This window comes from Fibrobacter sp. UWR3, assembly GCF_900143055.1.
GTDB lineage: Bacteria > Fibrobacterota > Fibrobacteria > Fibrobacterales > Fibrobacteraceae > Fibrobacter.
In genome coordinates, this window is the sequence record NZ_FRCW01000007.1 from 103015 (window position 1) to 126767 (window position 23753).

The window sequence follows — 23753 nt, forward strand, 5'->3', positions numbered from 1 at the left end:
GCTGTTGCAAAAACGGAGGGGATTGTTTATTTTTATATTACATATATTACTCATAGCCTTTTTAGAGAGGAGGAGTTATGAATATGAAACTTTCTATGCTTGCTTTGGCTGCGTTGACCGGGATGTCGATGGCTGGCGTCACGACCGTGATGAGTTTTGTCGACGGCAAGTACACGAAGGGCGAAATCCCGCCGGCTGGCTGGTACCCCTACAAGAGCCCGGAAAAGAGCACGGCGGTGGATATCGATACCTCTACGACCAGTACATCCAAGAGGATTACGGCAATCGTGAGCAAGACCGTGGAATCCTCTGCGGGCGTAAGTGTTGCCTGGAAGGCGAAGGATGCCGCCATAGACCTGAGCGCCTACAAGGGCGTGTGCCTCACCTACAAGTCGACATTCGATTTCCGCATGGACTTCAAGCAGTCCTCCGTCAAGGACTATAACTACAACGGCGTCATAGTGCCTGCGCAATCGAGTCTCGATACGCTCTTTATCGCCTTTGCGGATGCCAAGCAGGAGGACTGGGGCGACGAAACGACGGTTGTCGCGCTTGATTTGACAAAGCAAACGGGCCTGCAGTTCGGTTACAAGACCGCACTGGCCAAGATGACAGGCAACGGCAACACGAATATTATCGATATTGCGGCAATCACGCTCGGCAGTTCGTGTTCGAATCACGCCCCGACCCTCAAGACGGGCGTCGAGGCGGACGATGTGGCTGAACTCTTGGAAGGCGATACGCTCAAGGTCGCCTTCAAGGATATTTTCGAGGATGCAGATGAAGACAATCTGAACATCGTGTTGACTGCTGGCGAGGGCCTCGTTGACCTCACGGGTAAAAAGAGTTACTCCCTGAGTGATGTCGCCATGCTCGGTAGCGTGCCGAACCCGGCAGAAGGTGCCACGGCAAAGGTTACTTTCGTCGCGAGCGATGCTGCCGCTTCCGTTACGTACAGCATTACCGCTACCCTGGTTGACCGCGCTAACGCTCCCGTTGCCGTTGCCGATACCTTCGAAGCAGTCGAGGATTCAGAACTGAAGGCTTCGGTGGGACTTCTGGATAACGACTATGATGCCGATGATGATGGATTCAAGTTGTATAAATATACCCAACCGGAAAATGGTAAAGTGACGGTATCTTCGCTTATAACGGGCGTGTTCACTTACACTCCCAATGCTGATTTCCACGGAATAGATACGTTTACCTACACCATTACCGATGACGGCGGTGCAGAAAGTGAACCTGCTACGGTCACCATCAAGGTGAAGAATGTCGATGACCCGGCAACTGTCACCATAGTTGATTCGACTATCTACATTGGCGATATCGTGGATGAGGCGGCAGCCAACTTTGCAAAGGGCATTGCCGTGGTTGAGGATTTCCCCACTTTCGATTTGATTATTCCGGGGGCAAATATTGTGTTCTCCGATCCGGATGTGCAAGGTTCGGATTTCCCCGTCAATGCAAGGAGCTTGAAGGGTGTTGTTGACCTTCGATACAAGAAGTATGGTGCCAACCACGTGATAACGGTTACTGCGGTGCCCGATGCCAACGGCGACGACGTAATCCAGCTGTTTGCGGTTGACGGCAAGGATACCGTGAGCTTTAATATCCCCGTGACGGTCACGGAAGTGCCTGACCTTCCGAAGGCGTTTGCCGATACCTTCGACGTGGTGCAGGATTCCCTGAACTTTGTCCCGGCGGCAAAGGGCCTGCTCGTTAACGACGTGAACCCCGACGGCAAGTCTGCACTGAAGGCGATTCTTGCGACCCAGGCGGAACACGGTACGGTTACCGTCGATACTACGGGCGCGTTCACCTACGAGGCGGGCGACTATGAGGGCGAGGATTCCTTTACCTACGTTATCAGGAATGCCGAGGGCCAGGAATCCGAGGCGGCGACTGTCGTGCTGAATGTCACGTACAAGAACAAGGCCCCGGTCATTGTCGCTGCGGATACGGTAGGCTCTGCGCTCCTCGCCCTGAAGGAAGATTTCGCGACGGGCATCACGTTCAAGGCGACCGAAGTCAAGACCTGGTTTGAGGACCCGGATGGCCCGACCGCCAAGATGACCTACGCGGTGAGCAGTCCCGACAGCATCGTGTCCGTGACCATGAATGCCTCGTTTGCCATGACGGTCCATTCCGTGAAGGATGCCTGCGGAGAATCGTTTATCGACGTGATTGCGACGGATTCCCTCAAGGCTTCGACTACGTTCAAGCTCCCGGTCAAGGTGTCCTGCATCAACGACAAGCCGATGCGCATCGGCGGTGCGACCGATACCGTTCCCGTGCCTGCAGCAGGCTGGCGCAAGGCGTTCGGCGTGTTCGAACTGTTCGAGGATCCGGACGATTCCGTGCTCGTGATGTCCGTTACCTCTGTTGACAGGTTCCTGAATGCGACGGTCGAGGGCGACAGCCTGATCATTACGCTCAAGGACGAGACGCAGTACCTGCAGAACCACGTGCAGTACATCGTGAAGGTGATGGCGACCGACGAAGGCGGCGCTGCATCTATCGCGAAGTCGCTCGTGTTCATGTTCGACCCCAACGCGGGTATCGCGCAGGTGGCCGCTCCGGCGAAGATGGGCTGGCAGAACGCTATCCTTGCGAATCGCGGTTTGGCCATGATGTTCGACATGCAGGGCCGCGTGATGTGGAAGGCCAAACTCCCGGTGAGCGAAGCGCAGGTGCGTAACGCCGCCGCTCAGGTGCAGGGCCGCAAGATCCTGATGGTCAACAAGCAGACCTGGACGATTAAGTAACCTGCATTTGTCATCCCCGCGCAGGCGGGGATCTTTTATAAATGTGAAAAGCCCCGCGAATGTGCGGGGCCTTTTCAGACCGTTCGCGCCAGAATCAGCAAAACAAGTGCGGGGTTGGCGCTCACTCTCGCAACCGCCTCAGCTTAACGCATGGGGCTTGTTGCTCACGGTTACTGCTATTTAACGAGCGCTTCAGTATCCAGCGCGATGAGGAGTTCCTCGTTCGTCGCAACGACCATCGCGGTCGGGGTGCCGTCCTTGCTAATGATGTGGCCGGATTCCTTGCCGTTCTTTTCGTTGCGGGCTTCGTCGATCTGGTAGCCGAGAATCTTGAGGTTGTCCATCGCCATCTTGCGGACAAGCTTGCTGTTCTCGCCGATACCGCCGGTGAATACCAGCGCGTCGATGCGGGGGAGAGCCATGGCGATGCCGCCGATTTCGCGGGTGAGCCTGTAGGCGAACGTTTCGAGGGCAATCTGTGCGCCCACATGGCCTTCGCTTGCGGCCTGCGTCAGGGTGCGCATGTCGTTAGAGAGTCCGGAGAGGCCGAGCAGGCCCGATTCCTTGTTCACGAGCTTGTCAAGACGGTCGATATCGTAGCCGTATTTTTTGCTGATGAAGAAGAGGATGGCCGGGTCAAGGCTACCGGAACGGGTACCCATGATGAGGCCTTCCAGCGGGGTGAAGCCCATGGTGGTGTCAACGCACTGGCCGTTCAAAATGGCGGAGCAGCTGGAACCGTTACCGAGGTGAGCGGTAATGAAGCAGCAGTCTTCCGGTTTTTTGCCCAAGATCTTGGCGGCTTCGCCGGTCACGAAGCGATGGCTTGTACCGTGTGCACCGTAGCGGCGAATCTTGTCTTCTTCGTAGAACTTGTAGGGGATGCCGTAGAGGTAGGCCTTGCGCGGCATGGTCTGGTGGAAGGCGGTGTCGAACACGGCGACCTGCGGGAGGCCCGGGAAGAACTTGGTGGCGCATTCCATGCCGGTGGCGTGTGCGGGTTCGTGCAGCGGGGCGAACAGCGTGATGCTGCGGATGTAGTCGATGACTTCCTGCGTCACTTTCTCGCTCTTGACGTACTTGCCGCCGTGCACCACGCGGTGGCCGATGGCTTCAATCGTGTCGGTGAGCTTCTGTTCGGCGAGGAACTTCTGTACCTCGGCGACGGCTTCGGCGTGGGTCGGGCAGTCGAAATTGAAGTCGATGTTGCCTTCGGGGCCCTTTGCCTTCACGTGGCCGTTCACGCCGATATTTTCGACGAGGCCGCTGGCGATGGACTGTTTGGTCTGGGTGTCGATAACGGCGAACTTGACCGAGGAGCTGCCGCAATTAAGAACGAGTACGCGCATTGTAGTTTCCTTTTTAGACGATAGACGATAGACGATAGACGATAGATTGAGCGCCAAATTTAATCTTTCGTCTGTAGCCGTGAAACGGCGTTCTTTCGTCTAAATAATAGGAATTTTGCCGGCGGTTTGCGAGAGGAATAATGTACATTTACCTCGATGCTCAAGAAAATCGCAGATTTTGACAACCGCGTTTCGGTGTACTGGACCAACAGGCATTTTTCGCCGAAGGCCGACCGTTGGCTCAAGTTTTATGTGCGCCTGGGTGACGGCTATATATGGGCGCTGTTCGTGCTGTTCATTATCTGGCGTGTCGGGTTCGACAACTTTTTGCCCATCCTGTGGCAGGCCCTGATGGCGCTCGCCATGAGCCTCGTGATTTACGAGGTGGTGAAACTCAATACCAAGCGTCCGCGCCCGTTTGCCGCGAACCCGCAAATCAAGGCGGAAGTCCCGCCGCTCGACAAGTACAGCTTCCCTTCGGGCCATACGATGAACAACCTCGCCGTTGCGAGCGCCGTGACCTTCATTGTGCCGCAGTACGGCTGGGTGATGCTCCTGTTGCCGCTCACTTGGGGGCTTTTGCGCGTGTACTTTGGCGTGCACTGGTTGACGGATATCGTTTGTGGTTTCTTGCTCGGCATATTGAGCTTTGTGCTGGGGCACCTGCTGTGGATTGCGATATTCTAGGAGACGGCGATGCGGGATTTTGTACAAGCTAACGATTTCTTTGCGGGTCTCAAGTCAACGGAGCGCGTGTACCTGCTGGTAAGGCATGCCGAAAGGCCGCACATCACAGCTGCCGATGCCGATTACGGGGCGCACGTGGGCCTGACTGCTGCGGGGCGCGAGCGTGCCGTTGCACTCGGCAAGATGTTCCCGCCGGAGGGCGATGCGGTGTACTACTCCAGTCCGGTAGGCAGGTGCATGGATACCGCGAAGTGCATCGCGGAAGGTCGCGCTCTTGCGGGTTGCTGCGGCGAATCGCAGGTTGCGGGCTCGCCGGATACGGGATGCGCGCCCGGCACATCCCTGCCCGAAATCACTCCGCTGGCGGTTCTCGGGCACCTCTACGTGAAGGACTATCCCTCGTACCTTGACGTGCTCAACGAACGCTTTTACCAGAACATCTGCAGCTGGATTGATAGCGACGACCACCCTGCATTCTACCCGCTGCACGAGCGCGCCGAGGAAGTGCGCAAGTTCATGCTCGAGAAGGGGACTGCGCGTTTCAATATCTTCGCGACGCACGATGCCTGGGTGGTGCCGACGCTCGTGCACTTCTGCAAGATGCACTTTACGCCGCAGCGCTGGATGAACTACCTCACCGGAATCGCTTTTGTTGTGAACAGCGACGGGTTCGAGCGCGTAGTGCCCGTGACCGGCATGGAGAGCGGCTGGCTGGAATTCTAGAAGGCACGCCTTTGCGAAAATACGGACTACTGGGAAAAAAGACAGTAAAAAACGAAAAAATTCTAAATTTGCGGTGACACTTTTGACCTCCCCGGGTGTTACAAAGGCATGGAAAGGAAAAGTCCCGCAGACCGCATGGCATTTTCGAAACTGTACGAGGCGTACGCCCCGATGGTTTACCGCCGTGCCATGATGCTCCTGCGCGATGTAACCGAGGCCGAGGACATGGTGCAGAACGTGTTTCTGCGCGTGTTCGAACGCTGGGACAGCCTGGATGTATCGCAGCCGTCGAGCCTCTTGTGGAATACGGCGACGAGGCTCTGCCTGAACCGTATCCGCGACAAGAAACGCCGCGGGCTCGATTGCGACACGAGCGAACTCCTGCTCTCGATTGCCTGCGCCGATGACGACGAAGGCGAAAAGGAAGCGAGGGGCATTCTCGCGAAACTGTTCTCGCGCGAGCCGGAATCCAGCCGCACGATTGCCGTGTTGCATTTTGTGGATGGCATGACGCTCGAAGAGACTGCCCGCGAGGTGGGGCTCTCGGTAAGCGGGGTGCGCAAGCGCTTGCGTGGCCTGCAGGCCAAGGTAAAGAATCTGGAGGTAAAGTGATGATCCCCGATTGGAAACTGGAACGATACCTTACGGGCGACTTGCCCGAGGGCGAGATGCGCGAGATTCGCGAACTCGAGAAGACGGACGAGATTTTCGCCGGTCGCGTGAAGATGATGCGCGAGGATAACGCGGCGATTCTGAAGAAGTTGCCTTTCGAGAGGCTTTCCGAGAAGATGGATGCCCGCGAGTTCGGCTCGGGTTTAAACGGCGCAGGTCGCGGAGCCGGCATGAACGGCGCAGGCAATGGCGTGAATTTCAGGCTCGTGAAGTTCGCTGCCGCTGCGGCCCTCGTGCTTGCGGTGGTATCGGTGGCGCTCTTTAGCCAGCGCGAAATCGGCCCGGATGCCGGCACGCAGGTTGCTGGCGGTGCGCAGGTGATGGACGTCGCGATGGTCGACGCCTCGAATATTTCGGCCGGTGCCGGCGACACCCGCATCAAGGGTCTGGATGCCCGCATGGAAGTGTGGAAGAAGACGGGCGACAGCGCGGTGCAGATGCCGAACCTGGGCGAGGCCCGCGAGGGCGACGAGATTCAGTTGCGCTATGCCGTGCCGGAAAAGTGCTTCGGTATGCTTTTTAGCATGGACGGCAACGGCACGCTCACGATGCACATGGCCGACGGTTCCAGTGCGGTTGCGCTCGAACCGGGCAAGATGACGACGCTTCCGTTTGCATACAAGCTGGACAACGCGCCGAAATTCGAGAAGTTCTTCTTGCTCACGTCGCGTGCGGCGTTCGAACTGGATGCGAACAACATCGACGCATTGCTCAAGGACAAGGACGTGCACAACGTGAGCATCACGCTGCGCAAGGTAGGGGGAGTGAACTAATGAGGAATATTATCGAGAAGCTGGACGCGTCGATTACGCTCCAGGTGATTTCACTGATTGCATTGCTTGTTTTTGCGGCGGTTACCAACACGAATGCGGCTATGACTGGCGCGGGATTAAACAGCGCAGTTGCAAATGCGGCTATAAACGGCGCAGTTGTAAATACTGGTATAAATGGTGCCACGGCTATTGCGGGCATAAACGGCGCCGCGCAGGGTGACAACGCGCGCATCAACCGCTATGTGGTGGCGGTAAGCGCGAACTATGGCGGGCAGGGCCGGCCGGTGCTGCGCTATGCGGAAAGTGATGCGAAGTCTTTCGCGAAGGTGCTTGGCGAAATGGGCGGCGTGCAGCCGGGTAACGTAATTCTGGTGAAGGAGCCAGGCATAGCCGGGCTCCAGAAGCAATTGGATGCCCTCGACAGCAAGATTGCGCAGGGCAAGAATGCCGCGGGCCGCAACGAGGTGCTGTTTTACTACAGCGGGCACGCCGACGAGAAGGGACTCCGCCTCGGAAATGAAGTTTATGCCTGGAAGGAACTGCGCAAGCGCATAGACGCGATGAAGGCCGACGTGAAGATTGCAGTTATCGATGCCTGCGGCTCGGGTGCTATCACACGCCTGAAGGGCGGTGTGGCGGTGCCCGCGTTCATGGTGGACCAGAGCAGCGACATGAAGGGTTACGCGTTCATTACCAGCAGCACGCAGGATGAATCTAGCCAAGAAAGCGACAAGCTCAGGGGATCGTTCTTCACGCATTCGCTGGTGAGCGGGCTCCGCGGTGCCGGTGACCTGAGCGGTGACGGAAAGGTTACTTTGTCCGAAGCGTACCAGTTTGCCTTTAACGAAACTCTCCAGCGCACCGAGAAGACGATGGGCGGCGCCCAGCACCCGAGCCGCGACATGAACCTCGCGGGAACGGGCGACGTGGTGATGACTGATTTGCGCAGCACAAGCGCTGGCCTCGAACTCGACGAGGACGTGGATGGCCGCCTGTTCATCCGCGATGCGAACGGCGAGCTGGTTGCGGAACTCTACAAGAAGGCGGGACGCGCGATGAGCCTCGGGTTCCCTGCCGGCAAGTACACCGTGCGCCTGGAACGCCCTGCGGAATTCAGCGAGGCGGCGGTGACGCTCCAGAACAACCGCCGCGAAAAGCTTTCGCACAGGCAGTTTGCCGCCGTGAGTGCCGAGCAGACGACGCTCCGTGGCGAAATCGGCGGATTGCGTGACTGCACTGCGGGTGATTCTATCGCGTGCTCGCTCGACTCTCTCGATCACAATGGCAAATACCGCGTGACCTTCCACGCGGTGGATAGCGACAAGGACCCGCGCAAGGGAATCCAGATTGGCGTCTTTGTCGCAGAGGCCGATGACTACATGCTCGGAACGCAGCTGAGCATTATCGCGAACGTCGCGAAAAAGGAGATGCACGGCCTGCAGGTGACCGACATCTACAACGGCGCGAATGCGCATTTCGAAGGCGCGCAGATTAGCGGCATGATCAACTACGCGCAGTCCTTTGACGGGGCGCAGATTGCATCGACGCTGAATATCGCGGGCAAGAATTCTTCGGGTGCGCAGGTTTCGGGTACGGCGAACTTCATTGCCGACTCGCTCAATGGCGCCCAGGTTTCTCCGGCGTTGAACTATGCGGGCCAGGCCGACGTGCAGGTGACTGCCGCCTTGAACATTGCGGGCGAGGCGGGTGTACAGGTTGATGCTGCCATGAATATCGCTGGGAAATCCGACGTGCAGGTGACCGCCGCCATGAACATTGCGGGCACTGTCGAAGGCGCGCAGGTGAGTACCATGAACATCGCGGGCAGGGCGAACGGAAGGCAGGTCGGTATAATCAACATCTGCGGTACTTGCGAATCCACCCCGATAGGGCTCATCAACATCGTGGGTAATGGCGTGTGGAGCGTGACCTCTTCCGTGAACGAGATGGGTGCGCTCGGGCTTTCACTCCACTTGGGCACGGCCTACCTGTTTACCGCCATCGAAGGCACCCGCGAATTCGAGAAGGGTTCGAACTTCAAGCATTTCAGCGACATGTACGAAACGGGTCTCGGTCTCGGTACGCAGTTCGGCAAGTACGGCAACCACTTTGAACTCGAGTACATGTTCCTCAATGCACGCGAAGGTTTCGGCATGGACACGGACGAGGATGATATCAACTTCCATCACCGCCTGCGCCTGGGCTTCGTGCACAAGCTGTTCCCGGGCTTCGGCATGACTGTCGGCGGCACGCTCAATATAGTGAGCGAAGGGAATGCAGATAAAGTAATTGTCAAGCCCCGCAGTGAATACCACGACGATTTCAGCGTCAATGGGCACAAGGCCCGCTGGTGGCCCGGCTTCTACGCTGGCCTCACCGTGGGAAGGTTCTAAAAATAAAGTCTAATCCGCGCAAAGCCTGCCGAGCTCATCCTTCTTTTCGAGGATGGTATCGAGCAGGCTTTTGTAATCCATGTCGGTATTGCTGCGGAGCAATTCGGTAATTTCTACGACCGGCGTGTAGAGCGGCGTGAGCGAGAGGTTGCCGAGGACACCCTTCAGCGCATGGGCCGCCTCGAAGGCGGCTTTCAGGTCTTTCGCGGCAATGGAATCCTTGAGCTTGTCGAAGTTGCTCTCGCCGGGAATGGTCGCTACGAGTTTCAGGTACAGTGCCTCGTTCCCGAAGCAGCGTGCAAGCCCCTCGGCGGTATTTGCCCCAAAAGTGTTCAGTTTTTCGATGGTAATCATGCGCCCCTCCGGCGTTCAAGTTCCTTTTCGATGAAGGGTACAAAGTCCTTCGGCGGGACCGGCTTCGAGAAGAAGTATCCCTGGATAATCTGGCAGCCCATTCCCTTGAGGGTATCGAGCTGCGACTGCGTTTCTACGCCTTCCGCTACAGCAGGAATCTTGAGGAATTTTGCAATGCCCGCTACCAGTTCCACGAGCTTCAGGTTGCGTTCGTCCTTTTCCATGTTGCGCACGAACGACATGTCGATTTTCAGGATGTCGATGGGCAGCGTGGTAATCATGTTCAACGAGGAGTATCCGGAACCGAAATCGTCCATCTCGATGCGGAATCCCTTCTTGCGCAGGTTCTCGATGACCTCGATAAGGCGCTCCATGTTCTCGCAGTAGGCGCTCTCGGTCACTTCGAGCATGTATTCTTCCGGAGAAAGGCCGTTTTCTTCGAGGAGCCGCATGAGTTTCGTTTCCAGTTCCGGGTCCATGATGTCAATGCGGGACACGTTCACGGAAACGGGCACCGTCACGCCGAATTTGTCCTTCCATTTGCGGATCTGTTTTGCGACTTCGTTCCAGACAAAGTTGTCTACTTTTTGTATAAGGCCGTTCCCTTCGAACAGCGGAATAAAGTCGCCCGGGCTTATGAATCCGAGTGTCGGGTGTATCCAGCGGATAAGGGCTTCGGCGCTGGTGAGTCGCGGAATGTCACCTTCGATGTTAAACTTGGGCTGGTAATAGACAATCAGGTTCTTGTTGTCCATGGCGCTCTGCAAGTCGCGGATGAGAGTTTCCTCGAACATGTAGCGGGAATGCATCTCGTTGTTGTAGCGGGTAAACGCCTGCGTCAAGTCACCGCGGTTCTTGTCGCAGGCGGCCTTCGCGCGGTCGAACCAGGCCTCAATCTCCACGTTGCGGTCCACGTTTTCCCAGAGGCCAAAGCGCACGCGGATGTGGTTTACCTCGAAGAATTCGGTAAGGATTCCCTGGACGATGTTGCGGATGTTGTCGTAGCTTTCTTGGTGCGTCGCGAAGATATAGAACGTGTCCGCGTCTGCACGGCAGGCGATGGCGTTCATGGGGGCGAGTTCATTCTTGAGCGCGCTACCGATTTCTGCAAGCAGGCGGTCGCCAAAGTCCCTTCCGCAGAACTCGTTCACCAGGTGGAACTGTTCGATGTCAAATACTATTGCGTCGCGCGGGATGTCCCTGCTCCACAGTTCTATCTGGCGGATGTATTCAAAGAAGTAGTCCTTGGTGTAGAGACCCGAAACATGGTCGCGCTCCGTCTGGCGGATAATGTCCTGGTCTTCGAAGAGTTCGATGATTCTTTCGCAGCGGGCGAGCACTACCTCGGGCATGTCGAAGGGTTTGGCGATAAAGTCGGCGGCGCCCAGCTTGAGGCTGCGGACTTCGGATTCCTTTTCGGAGGTCATCACGATGACCGGAATGCGCTTGAGTGTTTCGGTGGTTTCTCTTTTTTTCAGGAATTCAAACCCGTCCATCACGGGCATGAGCAGGTCCAGCAGGATAAGCGAGAACCGCTTGTCTTGCCTGGAGAGGGCTGCGAGGGCTTCCTTGGCGTTGTCGGCATATTCGACGTCGTAGTTCACGGAAAGGATATTGCCCAAAATTTCGCGATTTACCACCTCGTCGTCTACGATTAGGACGTGTCTCTTGACGGTAGTGATCTGGCGTAGTTTTTTCATTGGAGAAAACTCCTTTTATCCGTGAATAAATATATGTAAAAAGAAATAAAAAGGTATCGGATTGTGCGACAAAGCATTTTTTTTAGATATCTTTAAAACAGAATTACTAGAATACGAGGTCCCCATGTTTGGTCGACACCTTCCCCTGAGCGAACAGGCTTTGCAAGTTATCGAGCAGATCGGCGAAGACATGCCGGGCGGCTTTTTCATTTACAAGGCAACTGGCAACGAGGAACTGCTGTACGCGAACAAGGCGACTGCGGCCATCAGGGCCATGACGACCTATGCAAGGAGAATCCCCATCGTGGCGATGACCGCGAACGCCTTTGCAGACGACATCCGCAAGGCGAAGGAAGTCGGCATGAACGACCATATCTCCAAGCCGATAGATTTCAAGGAACTTGCGAAAATTTTGTAGAAGTGGATAAGGGTGTAGCGTTATGTTGTCTGAAAAACACAAAAGATTGTCCGTTTTGAGTGCGTGGGCGCTCTCCTTCGGTTGTGCCGTAGGCTGGGGTGCATTCGTGATGCCCGCGACAACGCTCCTGCCGATTGCGGGCCCCCTGGGAACAGTTATCGCCCTTGTGCTTGGCGCCGTGCTGATGGGTGTTGTCGCCTACAATTTCCACATCATGATGAACCGCATTCCCGGCACGGGGAGCGTATTCTCCTTTACCAAGCAGCTTTTCGGCTACGACCATTCCTTCCTTTGCACCTGGGCCACGGCCCTTGCGTACCTGGCGGTATTGTGGGCCAATATGTCGGCCTTTGTGCTGTTTATCCGTTTCTTGTTCGGACCCGTATTGCAAAGGGGCTTCAGTTATACCATCATGGGCTACGAGGTCTGGGCAGGCGAGCTGTTTACCACGCTTGCAATTATACTTCTGTTCGGGTTCATCAGTTGCAGGAACACCAACGTGCTGCGCCTGGTGAATACGGTGCTTGCCCTCATATTCTTTGGCGGTGTGGTCAGCCTGTTTGCAATTATTGCCTGCAAGGGCGGGATTGATTTCTCGGATATGGGCCCGGCCTTTGCGACGGCGGGAGTCGCGAAGGACCATTCCCCCCTGATGCAGATCGTGAACGTGCTGGTGCTTGCCCCCTGGGCATTTGTAGGCTTTGGCGTGGTGAGCTTTGCCTCTTCCACCTATGACTTCAAGCCGAAATACGGTTTTGCGATTATGATGGCCGCCCTTGTTGCCGGTGCCATCGTCTATTCCCTCACCGCGCTGCTTTCGGTCTCGGTGACCCCCGCGAATTTTGGCGACTGGGAAGCTTATTTTACCAACCTGAAGAACCTCAAGGGCATTGAATCAGTCCCGGTATTCCACGCCGTTTTCAGGACCCTCGGCAACGGCGGCCTTATTGTGCTCGCCATAACCATCACGGCGGCCATTTCCACGAGCCTTCTTGGGCTTTACCGAACAATCGGGCGCATGTTCATGAGCCTTGCCAACGATTCCGTGATGCCGTCCTGGTTCGGGCATATCAACCGTCACGGCGCCACCAATTACGGCATTATCTACGTGATGCTCCTTTCCTGCATTATTCCGTTCTTCGGGAGAACGGCCATCGGCTGGATTGTGGACATCACCTCCATCAGTGCATCTATCATTTATCTGTATGTTTCTGCGGGAATAGTGAAAATTGCCCGCAGTGAAACCGGCAGGCGAAAGACGGTGCTGAACTTTACCGGAATCCTGGGTGTCGTAATATCCGCCTTCTTCTTTTTCTTCCCGCTTACGCCGACGCTTTGGAACATGAACACAATTGCCACGGAATCCTTCATGATTCTGATGGCGTGGAGCATTGTGGGGTTCGTCGTTTACAGGGCCGTGTTCATGCGCGACCAGGAGAACCGTTTCGGCAAGTCGGCCATCATGTGGGTGACCATGCTGTTCATATTGCTGTTCTCGGCGGTGATGTGGGAACGCCAGGTCACCAACGACGAGGCCGAGAAAGTCATTGTGCATATCAGCGAGTTCCATACGGATCTGCATAAAAAGATGCATATTCCCATGACCGAAGCCCAGATAGTCCAGGAAAAGGACTTCATGGAAGAGCAGATGGACCTTGTCCGTGATTCCCAGCTGAAGAACAACCTGGTAGAAACTCTCTTCATCGTCCTGTGTATTTTTATCGTGGTGAACATCAACCGCACGCAGCAGCAACGTGAACAGAAACTGGACCACGAAAAGCATATCGCCGAGGAATCCAACAAGGCAAAGACCATTTTCCTTTCGAACATGAGCCACGACCTGCGCACGCCCATGAATGCCATTATCGGCTACACCAACCTGGCGCGCAAACCGGAGGCGACCCCCGAGCAAATCCAGAAATACCTGACCAAGATTGACTCCTCTAACATGTACCTGATGGCCCTCATCAACGACATGCTCGAAATGAGCCGCATCGAAATCGGGAAGATGGAACTGGAAGAGCGGCCCACCGACCTGCGGAAAATGATGGACGAAATCCGCGACATGTTCGAGGCGCAGATGGTGGGCAAGAACATCGCCTTTGCCGTGAAATACGACGGCCTCAGGAACCCGGTGGTGCTCTGCGACAGGAACCGCATGAACCGCGTGATTCTGAACCTGGTCAGCAACGCATTCAAGTTTACTTCGGAAGGCGGGCACGTTTCCGTGACTCTCGCCGAAAAGGAATGCATCGAAGAGGGCAAGGCCGCGTTCGAAATCCGCGTGAAGGATGACGGTATCGGCATTTCGCCCGAGTTTGCAGACCGCGTGTTCGATGCCTTCGAACGGGAACGCGTCTCGACCATCAGCGGCGTGCAGGGTACGGGCCTCGGGCTTGCCATTGCAAAGAACGTGGTGTCGCTGATGGGCGGGACAATCAAGTTTGAATCGACAGTCGGCAAGGGGACGGATTTCTTCGTGAACGTGGAACTGAAGATGGCGAGCGGCACGGAGGTTCCCCAAAGTGGCAAGCGCAATATCTCCATCGCGGCCAAGGCGGATTTCACGAATATGCGCCTATTGCTGGTGGAAGACATGGAAGTGAACCGTGAGTTGGCAAAGATCATTCTGGAAAGTCTCGGGTTCAAGGTCGAGATGGCGGTAAACGGCAAACAGGCGGTCGAGATGGTGGAGAATAACCCTGCCGGCTACTACAACGGGATTGTTATGGATATCCAGATGCCCGTGATGGACGGCTGCGAGGCGAGTCGCCAGATTCGAGCGCTCTCCGACAAGAAGAAGGCGGAAGTTCCCATTATCGCCATGACTGCGAACGCCTTTGGCGATGACCTCAAGAAGTCGAAAGAAGCCGGCATGAACGCTCACCTGGCAAAGCCCATCGATGTCGGCATGCTCACGGAAACGCTTGCGCAGTGGGTACGGTAAAGTTTTAACAGGACAATGTTATGGAAACGAAAAAAAGAATCGGGATTGTAAGTATCGCCACTATCGTGGCCCCCATCATCGTTATCATCCTTGTGCTGGGGACAATCTTCACGGGTCGCCACGCGAGCGGGGATACGGAAAAGGCCGTGCGCAACGTGACGCTCCTCTTTATGAACGAACTCGCGAACCGCCGCGAACAGGTGGTGGCGTCGAAATTGAACGGCTACATCAACGACCTGGATGTGGCGGTGGGCCTGCTTTCAAAAGAAGACCTCGCAAGTACCGCAAGTTTGCAGAGCTACCAGCTCCGCATGAAGCAACTGTACGGTCTAGAAAAGTTCGCCTTCGTGGACACTGCGGGTCTCATCTACACATCCCGCGGTACGCGCACCGACATTGATCTCTATAATTTCGATTACAGGACCCTGGCAAAATCCGAAATTTCATTAAAGAAAAACAGTGAAGAAAAGAAGACTGTTGTCATTGCCGTGCCTGTGGACCGTCTTGCCTTTAATGGTCGGGTTTTGGTCGTGTGCTTCATGGAAATCGACATGAACCGCATGCTGGAAGGTATTTCGCTGGAATCCGACCGGCAGGGAATTACATTTTGCAACATCTACTCGAAGGCAGGCAATTCGCTTACGAACCTGGTGCTAGGTGGGCTTGCGAGCGGCGACAATCTGCTTGCCGCCATGGAAAAAGCCGGATTCGAAAAAGGCTTCTCCATGGAAAAGATGCGCTCCGACTTCGCGAACCACGAGGCGGGCGTCGTTTCCTTCGAGTATAACGGCATCCGTGAAACCATGTACTATGTTCCCATCCATTCTACGGACTGGATGCTGACCTACCTTATCCGCGAAAGCGTCATCTCCGAGCAAATCGGTTCCATTTCGGAAGACATTTTGGAACGCAGCCTTCTGCTATCCGGAATTATCGCGCTAGTGCTCTTGACCGTGTTCCTGTTCCTCTTCATGCAAATCAGGCGTACCTCTCAACTCAAGTTAGAAAAAGAGGTGGCCGATGCCGAAAGCCGCATCAAGCAGGAAAAACTGGAAGAACAGCTTGCGCTCCAGCAGAAGTTAGTTGAAGAAGAACGCAAGAGGAACGAACAGCGTAACATGATTACCGCGCTTGCGTCAGATTACCGCAGCGTATACTACCTGAACCTGGATACCGGAATGGCGATATGCTACCGCAAGGACGGCTCCGTTCCCGCGCCCTTCAAGGAAGGGGACGAAATCGGCTACCTGGAAAATTTTTCAACCTATGCCGAAAAGTTCGTCGCTCCGGAATTCCGCGAAAAGTTCCTCGCCTTTATACAGCCCGAAAACGTGCGCGCGGGTGTCGCGAAGAACAAGATCTATACCTTGCGCTACCTGGCAAACCATGGCGGCAAGGAAAGCTACGAAATGCTGCGCATGGCGGGCGTGCACAATGCCGGCGACGCCCCGGATGCACCGCTCCGCATTGTAGGTTTCGGATTTTCCGATATCGACGAGGAAATGCGTGATTCCCTTGCCAAGAACCAGGCGCTTTCCGATGCGCTCAAGACGGCAGAAGAGGCGAGCAAGGCGAAGACCATATTCCTCTCCAACATGAGCCACGAAATCCGCACGCCCATGAATGCGATTATCGGCCTCGACAGCCTTGCGCTGCACGAACCCGAGATTTCGTCGAAGACGCGCGGCTACCTGGAAAAGATCGGCTCCTCCGCAGAACACCTGCTGAGCCTCATCAACGAGATTTTGGACATGAGCCGCATTGAGAGTGGCCGCACGAAGATCAATAGCGAAGAATTCTCGTTCCCCAAGCTTTTGGAGCAGGTGAACACCATCATCGACGACCAGAGCCGCACCAAGGGCCTGAACTATTCGTGCCATGTGGCGGGCAGTCTGGACGACTACTACGTCGGCGACGTCACAAAGATTCGCCAGATTCTCATCAACATCCTGGGCAATGCGGTCAAGTTCACCCCGAAGGGCGGAAACATCGACCTCAACGTGGAAAAGATTGCTGCGTTCGACAACAAGTCCACGCTCGTCTTCAAGATTAGCGATACCGGTATCGGCATCAGCAAGGAATTCTTGCCCAAGATTTTCGACACGTTCACCCAAGAAAACGCCACCACGGATTTCAAGTACGGCAGCAGTGGCCTCGGCATGGCGATTACCAAGGGTATCGTCGACATGATGAACGGCAAGATCGATGTGGAAAGCGAAAAGGGCAAGGGGACCACGTTCTGCGTGACGCTCACCCTCAACGACAGCATGCGCAAGCAGGCGACCGACGACGAAATCGAAATCCACCCGAGCGAAATGAGCGTGCTGGTGGTGGACGACGACGAGATTGCCCTGGGGCACGCGAAACTCGTGCTCGGCAAGGCGGGAATCCTCACCGACACGGTGCTTACGGGCAAGGAAGCGGTGGAGATGGCGAAACTCCGCCACGCGAGACGCGAGCCCTACAACCTGATTGTGGTTGACTGGCAGATGCCCGAGATGAACGGCATCGAGACGGCGCGCGAAATCCGCAAGGTGACCGGCGACGAGTCCGCCATTATCATATTGACGGCCTACAACTGGGACGACATCCTGGACGAGGCCCTGGCAGCCGGCGTGGACTGCTTCATTTCTAAGCCCTTGTTCTCGGGAATCCTGCTGGACGAATTCAAGAACGCCCTCCGGCGCAAGAAGGAACACACCTCGCTTGCGAAGAACAAGGCGGAACTTGCCGGAAAGCGGGTTCTCCTTGCCGAAGACATGGATGTCAACGCGCAGATCATGATGGAAGTGCTGAAGATGCGGGACTTGCAGGTGGAACTGGCCGTAAACGGTCGCAAGGCCCTGGAAATGTTCCGCGACCATCCCGAAGGCTACTACGATGCAGTCCTTATGGATGTGCGCATGCCCGAAATGGACGGCCTGGAAGCGACAGCCGCCATCCGCAAGCTGGAACGCTCCGACGCCAAGAAGGTTCCCATTATCGCGCTCACGGCAAACGCCTTTGACGAAGACGTGCAGCGGAGCCTGCAGGTGGGCATGAATGCGCACCTTTCCAAACCCATCAATCCGGACCACCTTTACCAAACTCTTGAAGAAATGATCTGGACGGCAGAAAATAGGAAGTAATGGGTCATGTTTATTCCCGGAAATACAATAAGAAACGCCTGTGATAAGGCTCACAGGCCACGCTATGCCTAATGAGAACTTTAAAGTGACACTTTTCGTGCCTTCGGGTGTTTAAATGGCAAATGGGCTTTTCCATTTGCTATTTTTGCATGAAACGCGGGAACTTTTTTGAAATTTTGTATTAGTATCATCGCCTTGTTGCTCACGACCGCCGCTTTCGCGCAGTCTGTTCCCGGCTCTTCAACCGCTGACACCGCGCAGGTCGCGGGAATCGTCTTCAACGGCGTGGTGCGCGACGCTTCCTTCGCCGCGGGCGAAAAGCTGAACGTGGAAATTCTCGAATCGGGCGAGGCCATCCAGACCGTCGTGGGCGAGCCCTTCCGCGCAATCCTCCCGGAAGATACGCTCTGGAACGTGTGCGTTACCAATTCCGATACCGCGGGTGCCGAGAAGGAAAAGTGCTACGAACTTGTCTACACCGGGGCCGAACGCAGTTTCTCGCAGGCGCTCGGCGACGGGTTTGCGGAGGATGCCGGTGCTCAGGTGGACTCTCTTGCCCCTACGGGGCTGCGGAGTGACGATGCGGGTGATTCCGCGGGCGCGACCCCGGGCGATTCTACAGGTGTCATCCTGAGCGGAGCGCAAGCGGAGTCGAAGGATCCAGACCCGAATTCCACCCCTGCAGACAGCGCATCGCATGACAGCGCCGCTGCTCCCGAAAAGGACGTCGATGTCGATGCGCTCCTTGCCGCAGGCGATAAGGAAAAGAAGACCGAACTCAAGAAGGTCGTGGTGCAGTTGCGCAAGCGCCCCAAGCGCAAGCCGGGCGAATCGGTGGTTTCCGCGAAGTCCATCAAGCGCATGCCGGGCCTCGCCGAGGCCGATGTCATCAAGAGTATCCAGGCGCTCCCGGGCGTAGTCGCGAGTTCCGATTTCAGTTCCAAGATTTACGTGCGCGGCGGTGCTGCCGACCAGAACCTGTTCCTGTTCGACAACGCGGTCGTGTATTCCCCGGTGCATTTCTTCGGGCTGTTCAGCACGTTCCTTGTGGAAGGCATCGATGACGTGCAGTTCTACAAGAGCGGGTTCCCGGCGCAGTACGGCAACCGCCTGAGTTCTGTGCTCAAGATGGACGGGCGCGCGGGCGGCCAGGATACTGTGGAGGAATGGTTCAGCAAGTCGAGTGTCAAGATAAGCACGTTTGCGGCGCAGCTCCATACCGAAGGCCACAAGGGCCCCGCACGCTGGGTGCTCGCGGGCCGCACCACCTACATCGGGTACATGCTCGACCTGTTCAATGCCATCGGGCTTCTGGACCTCGCGCTGGATTACGAGTTTACGGACTTACAGGGTACGCTTATGTACAACATAACAGACGATACCCGCCTCAAGTTCAGTTTTTACGTGGGCAAGGACGAACTGAGTTTCGACCCGCTGTATATGGACTGGGGGAATGTCGCCATCCCGATTAACGTAATGCACCGCATCAATGGTGACTGGGACTACAATGCCACCCTCGCATATAGCCAGTTCTACCAGACCATGAAAATCAGCGACCTCATGTCTATCGAGATGTTCCTCTACACCTTCACGGGCAAGCAGTGGGTAAACTACCGCGGTATCGATAACCACGTGCTTACCGCGGGCTACGAACTGGAATACGATTACGAGCATTACCGCGAGCAGATGTCGAATGCGAGCATTGTCGACATTCAGGAACCCTTCCACCACGTGGCCTACGTGCAGGATGCCTGGAAAATTTCTCCGGATTACCTGCTGCAATTCGGTATGCGTTTCAACTACCAGACCGGTGCAGAACATTTTGGCGTGGAACCGCGCGCATCGCTCACGGTAAACCTCGACGATACCAAGACGCTCGAGCTGTATGGCGGTTACTACCTGCAGTACCTGAACTCCATTATCTATACCGACCAGGAAACCCTCAACGAATTCTACTACCCGGCGACTACGACTACGAAGGGCAAGCATATTGACCCCGCATCGTCGTGGCTGTTCGCGGTGGAATACAGCCAGCGCGAGATTCTCGAGGACTATGATGCGACCGTGGGCGTTTACTACAAGACGCAGAATAACTTGAACACCTTCATGGTGGAGGTTGACAGCAGCGACGAATCGCAGTCGAAAGAGATGGTGATGGCGGATTACTTCGGGACGGCGGATGGTTACTCGTTTGGGTACGAACTTTCGCTGCGCAAGAATAAGGGCTGGTGGTTCGGAGGCATAAACTGGAGCCAGAGCATAAGCGTAATGCGCGCAAACGACGGAACCAAGGCGTATTTCCCGAGTTGGCACCAGCCGTACGCACTCAAGCTGGATTTGGGAATCAACTGGAAAGGCGACGAGGATGCGCTCTGGAAGCACGAGAAGAAGGGCCGCTATTTCCGCTCGTCATTAGCGCTCAAGTATTCCTCGGGAATGCCTATCAGCGAGTACAAGGGTTATTATTACCGCAAGGAAATCGGGAGCCAGGAATATTCAGACAAGATAACGGTGCTGCCCGGGAGCCGCAATGCGGGCCGCCAGACGGACTACTTCCGCATCGACGTGAAGGCCATTGACATCGGTCGCGAAGGCAAGTGGAACTTCAGCTGGACCATCATCAATCTGACCGACCACGACAACATGTTCTTCAGTTTCTACGATACGAGCAAGAACCCACCCGAAAAGACATCCATTTCGCAGTTCCCCTTCTTGCCCATCATGCTGAACTACGAATATTACTTCTAGTCGGACGAATCCTTGATGCAACGGACAGTGTACCTGTAGTTTTTGCCAGTGTAGTCTAGGAGGGTATTGTTGTTGGCAAATGATAAGTACTCAATGTAAGAATTGCTATTGCTGGCTTCAGTAGAACTCCAAAAAGCAGCTTCAGTATGGGCGCAGCGATCTCCTTTGTTAGTCATGTAACCGGCAGGCTCCGCAGTAAAGCCATAAGCATCTGTCCCGTTACTATTGTTCGTCCACTCGGACGTGGACTTGAGTTTTTTACCGGCCTCCGACGCACCGCCGACAGCACCAATCAGAACATTCCATTCGTTATTATTTGGCAGGTGCCAACCTTCTGGGCAAACCCCGCGCACAGGGGATTTCGGCGAACACTCCACTCCGTAGCCACATCCCTTGCCGTCCGTACTCCATGTGCCAGCACTGTCCATGGCGGCACTCCACAAGTAAAATCGTCCAAATTTTGCGCAAGACGTTTCATTATCGTCATAGCAGAAACTACTTGAGTCTAGTTCATCTGTAGGCTGCAAATGGGCATAGTTCAGGTTCTGCGCCATCCACACCTGGCCACCGATTTTCACGGTTTTATAAACTTTGCCATCGCGTTCATCCACCAACTCGCCATATTCGCAATTGTCTTCGGTTTTAGTCTTGCACTCCGTTGCCCAAGCTTCCGAACTGGGTTCTTCGCTGCTGGATGACGGAGTAACTTCGTCATCATCCTTTAGGCAACGGACACTATACTCGTCGTACTTCGCGGAGAAGCCTAGACGCGCAATGTCGCTGTCGTAGTCAAAGGCCGCGCAGTACGCATTGCGCCAATCGTCTTGGTCGGAAGTCCAAAAGTGCGCGTCCTCGCCCCTGTCGTTGAAATTTCTAGTATAGTACCCGTAGCCGGCAGGGAACACTGAGAAACCGAACGCATCTATGCCATTGCCATCTCTCGTCCAGCCGGATGTTGATTTGAGAACCTTGCCCGTAGTCGATGAATCACCGACTGCAGCGAATAGGGTGCTCCACTCCTTTCTTGTCGGCAAGTGCCAACCTTCAGGGCAAACTCCGTGAACAGGAGGCGCCGGCGAGCAGTTTTTTTGATATCCGCAACCTATGCCGTTCGTACCCCATTTGCCCACACTGTCCATGGCTGAACTCCATATATATAGGCGACCGTACTCGGAGCATCTGTAGAGGCTATCTTCGCCATAGCAATAGCTATGCCTAGTTTGGTAATTGAGATTTTCCGCCATCCACCATTGGTCACCAATCTTCACCGTCTTGTAAACTTGACCGTCGCGCTCGTCGACCAACTCGCCATATTCGCAATTGTCTTCGGTTTCTGACTTACAACCAATTTTTGAACTAGAAGACTGTTCCGAACTTGATGACTCCACCGAACTACTCGACTTTGCACTGCTGCTGGATACCGGAGGAACCTTGTCTTCATCCATGATGCAGCGGACAGAGTACCCGAGTTCCATATCATGCGTAGTATATGCCGCTCCATTACTTGAATAAGTGAAATAAAAGCAGGGGGCGTAACCAGCCAAGGAAACAGGTACAGAAAAAGCCCAAAACCGTGCTTCGGTCCCCATTTCGTAACCCACATGTCTTCCGTGTGTAGGGCGATAGCCGCTCGCCAAAATCGAAAAACCAGTTGAATTGGTTCTGGTGATACCTTTATAAGTTGTCCATGAGCCTGTTGCCTTAAGAGCTTTTCCTGCACCACCTTGGCCGCCAACTTCTGGTGAATAAATCAGCGTTTCCCATTCTTCGGTCGTAGGCAAGTGCCAGTCGGTAGGGCAAGCACCTCGTATATGGCTAGGATAAGGGCAACCCTCTCTACCATATGTACATCCGCCTTCTCCTTTGCCCAATGCTGCGGACCACATATATAGGCGACCATGAACATCGCAACTAGATTTACTATCTCCATAGCAAAAACTGTTTTCTACTTCGAAGTTCAGGTTCTCCGCCATCCACACTTGGTCACCAATTCTCACGGTCTTGTAAACTTTACCGTCGCGCTCGTCGACGAATTCACCATAATCAATATCAGGGTTCAAATACTCCCATGCGCTTCTCCTACTCGAAGAACTGCCGCTTGATTTTACACTGCTGCTACTCGACTTTACGCTAGAACTGGATGGATTCCCTCCGCTTTGTTCCGAGGATGACTGCACAACAGATGAAGATGTTTCAGTCGAAGAGTCATCGCCCGGGCGCGAGGTGAAACTGCTTTCGTCGTCACCACAGGCAACGAGGAAAAGAAGCAGGCTAGTAATTGCTATGGATCCTATCGCGCTTCGCGCTCCAGGATGACACTTCCTAAACACGCACATCATCAGTTCTCCTTTCCCCAATACATCCAAACCTAAAATCCATCAACTCAAGTGAAGTGTCAGGGTCTTGCACAAGGGAAAAACATATCGAAATCGCGCTGTATTTGCTCCCCGGTGGATCTGTAGAAATTATCCCCAAGGTAGTAGTCACAGATGGTTTCTCTCATTCGCGTAAATTCTTTGAGACTATGCTTACCACGCTGAGCCTCAATCGTAAGGTCGATTAGTTCCAGTGCCCTAAAAATAGCCCTTTCAACTTGGTTCTGGTTTCCTTTAGCCTTCCAACGGTTCGCACGCGAAATCTCGCTGCCGATATTCAGCATCTGCATCGACAATGGCATTTTTGCCCATCGTCCCGCTGCAAGTTCCTTATGTTGAGCATTCTCTACTTGCATAAGGAATAGATTATATTCTTGATTTTTTCTTGGGTGGCAGGGTTTTCGACGCCACGGCTACGATTACCCTGATTAGGACGAATATTAATCAACGAATCAAATTCAAGGAAGTCTTCCCCTTCCATTTCTGGATAAAGGTTGAAGCCCCAAAGATCTCCTTGTTTGGACCCTTCTTGCAAAAGAAGGGTTTCCAAGTCGGCATGCATTTCCGCGTCCAAAGCAATTTTTCTTTTGGAAATATCAACAACGCCCTTGACCATATCGCCAAAGTAATGTGTCTGCAGTTCCAACAGAATTTTCTTGTCAAACGGTTCAGAATAGATTACCATACAACACAATTATAACAATAAAAGATTTGGTTC

16 protein-coding genes are annotated in these 23753 nt (G+C 54.7%); 10 read left to right on the forward strand and 6 right to left on the reverse strand.

Features of this window, described 5'->3' with window-relative positions:
• Positions 1-77 precede the first annotated feature (77 nt).
• Complete coding sequence (locus BUA44_RS10420) at positions 78-2768, forward strand: tandem-95 repeat protein (protein ID WP_083579587.1); 2691 nt, start codon at positions 78-80, stop codon at positions 2766-2768.
• A 176-nt stretch (positions 2769-2944) separates the two neighbouring features.
• On the opposite strand, the gene BUA44_RS10425 is transcribed toward BUA44_RS10420, so the two are convergent.
• Positions 2945-4117, reverse strand: coding sequence for an acetate/propionate family kinase (locus BUA44_RS10425; protein WP_072811709.1), 1173 nt, complete (start codon positions 4115-4117; stop codon positions 2945-2947).
• Positions 4118-4273: 156 nt separating this feature from the next.
• Here BUA44_RS10425 and BUA44_RS10430 point away from each other — a divergent pair, with 156 nt between their 5' ends.
• The 5 genes from BUA44_RS10430 to BUA44_RS10450 all read left to right on the forward strand — a co-directional run bounded on the left by BUA44_RS10430 (position 4274) and on the right by BUA44_RS10450 (position 9365).
• The gene (locus BUA44_RS10430; RefSeq protein ID WP_072811711.1) at positions 4274-4804 is read left to right on the forward strand and encodes a phosphatase PAP2 family protein; all 531 of its coding nucleotides are present in this window, start codon (positions 4274-4276) and stop codon (positions 4802-4804) included.
• A gap of 9 nt (positions 4805-4813) precedes the next feature.
• Complete coding sequence (locus BUA44_RS10435) at positions 4814-5527, forward strand: histidine phosphatase family protein (protein WP_072811713.1); 714 nt, start codon at positions 4814-4816, stop codon at positions 5525-5527.
• A 108-nt stretch (positions 5528-5635) separates the two neighbouring features.
• Positions 5636-6139, forward strand: a complete 504-nt coding sequence (locus BUA44_RS10440; RefSeq protein WP_072811715.1) for an RNA polymerase sigma factor — start codon at positions 5636-5638, stop codon at positions 6137-6139.
• Complete coding sequence (locus tag BUA44_RS10445) at positions 6136-6972, forward strand: hypothetical protein (RefSeq protein WP_143151951.1); 837 nt, start codon at positions 6136-6138, stop codon at positions 6970-6972. The genes BUA44_RS10440 and BUA44_RS10445 overlap by 4 nt, the downstream gene beginning before the upstream one ends.
• A complete protein-coding gene (locus BUA44_RS10450; protein ID WP_072811720.1) occupies positions 6972-9365 on the forward strand; it encodes a caspase family protein in 2394 nt (797 codons plus the stop codon). Before BUA44_RS10445 ends, BUA44_RS10450 begins: the two co-directional genes overlap by 1 nt.
• A gap of 9 nt (positions 9366-9374) precedes the next feature.
• Here the strand turns inward: BUA44_RS10450 and BUA44_RS10455 are convergent, their stop codons facing one another.
• Both BUA44_RS10455 and BUA44_RS10460 read right to left on the reverse strand, forming a co-directional pair.
• Positions 9375-9719, reverse strand: coding sequence for an Hpt domain-containing protein (locus tag BUA44_RS10455; RefSeq protein WP_072811722.1), 345 nt, complete (start codon positions 9717-9719; stop codon positions 9375-9377).
• A complete protein-coding gene (locus BUA44_RS10460) occupies positions 9716-11419 on the reverse strand; it encodes a putative bifunctional diguanylate cyclase/phosphodiesterase (RefSeq protein WP_072811724.1) in 1704 nt (567 codons plus the stop codon). Before BUA44_RS10460 ends, BUA44_RS10455 begins: the two co-directional genes overlap by 4 nt.
• Before the next feature lie 124 nt (positions 11420-11543).
• Here BUA44_RS10460 and BUA44_RS10465 point away from each other — a divergent pair, with 124 nt between their 5' ends.
• The 4 genes from BUA44_RS10465 (at position 11544) to BUA44_RS10480 (ending at position 20660) form a co-directional block, all read left to right on the forward strand.
• Positions 11544-11837, forward strand: a complete 294-nt coding sequence (locus tag BUA44_RS10465; protein WP_072811726.1) for a response regulator — start codon at positions 11544-11546, stop codon at positions 11835-11837.
• A gap of 46 nt (positions 11838-11883) precedes the next feature.
• Positions 11884-14784 carry an amino acid permease gene (locus tag BUA44_RS10470; RefSeq protein WP_072811728.1) on the forward strand — a complete coding sequence of 967 codons (2901 nt, stop codon included), beginning with the start codon at positions 11884-11886 and terminating at the stop codon, positions 14782-14784.
• Between the two features lie 20 nt (positions 14785-14804).
• Complete coding sequence (locus tag BUA44_RS10475; RefSeq protein WP_072811730.1) at positions 14805-17912, forward strand: response regulator; 3108 nt, start codon at positions 14805-14807, stop codon at positions 17910-17912.
• 168 nt (positions 17913-18080) lie between these two features.
• Positions 18081-20660, forward strand: coding sequence for a TonB-dependent receptor plug domain-containing protein (locus BUA44_RS10480; RefSeq protein WP_255370527.1), 2580 nt, complete (start codon positions 18081-18083; stop codon positions 20658-20660).
• Here BUA44_RS10480 and BUA44_RS15975 read toward each other — a convergent pair.
• From BUA44_RS15975 to BUA44_RS10495, 3 genes are read right to left on the reverse strand one after another with little or no spacing between them, the layout of a single operon-like run.
• A complete protein-coding gene (locus BUA44_RS15975; RefSeq protein ID WP_083579589.1) occupies positions 20657-22999 on the reverse strand; it encodes a fibrobacter succinogenes major paralogous domain-containing protein in 2343 nt (780 codons plus the stop codon). The two genes, BUA44_RS10480 and BUA44_RS15975, sit on opposite strands and share 4 nt — an antisense overlap.
• A gap of 56 nt (positions 23000-23055) precedes the next feature.
• On the reverse strand, positions 23056-23391 hold the full coding sequence (locus tag BUA44_RS10490) for a hypothetical protein (protein ID WP_072811732.1): 336 nt from the start codon (positions 23389-23391) through the stop codon (positions 23056-23058).
• Positions 23382-23720 (reverse strand): DUF5674 family protein, encoded by a 339-nt coding sequence (locus BUA44_RS10495; protein ID WP_072811734.1) that lies wholly within the window; start codon positions 23718-23720, stop codon positions 23382-23384. Before BUA44_RS10495 ends, BUA44_RS10490 begins: the two co-directional genes overlap by 10 nt.
• Positions 23721-23753: the final 33 nt, after the last annotated feature.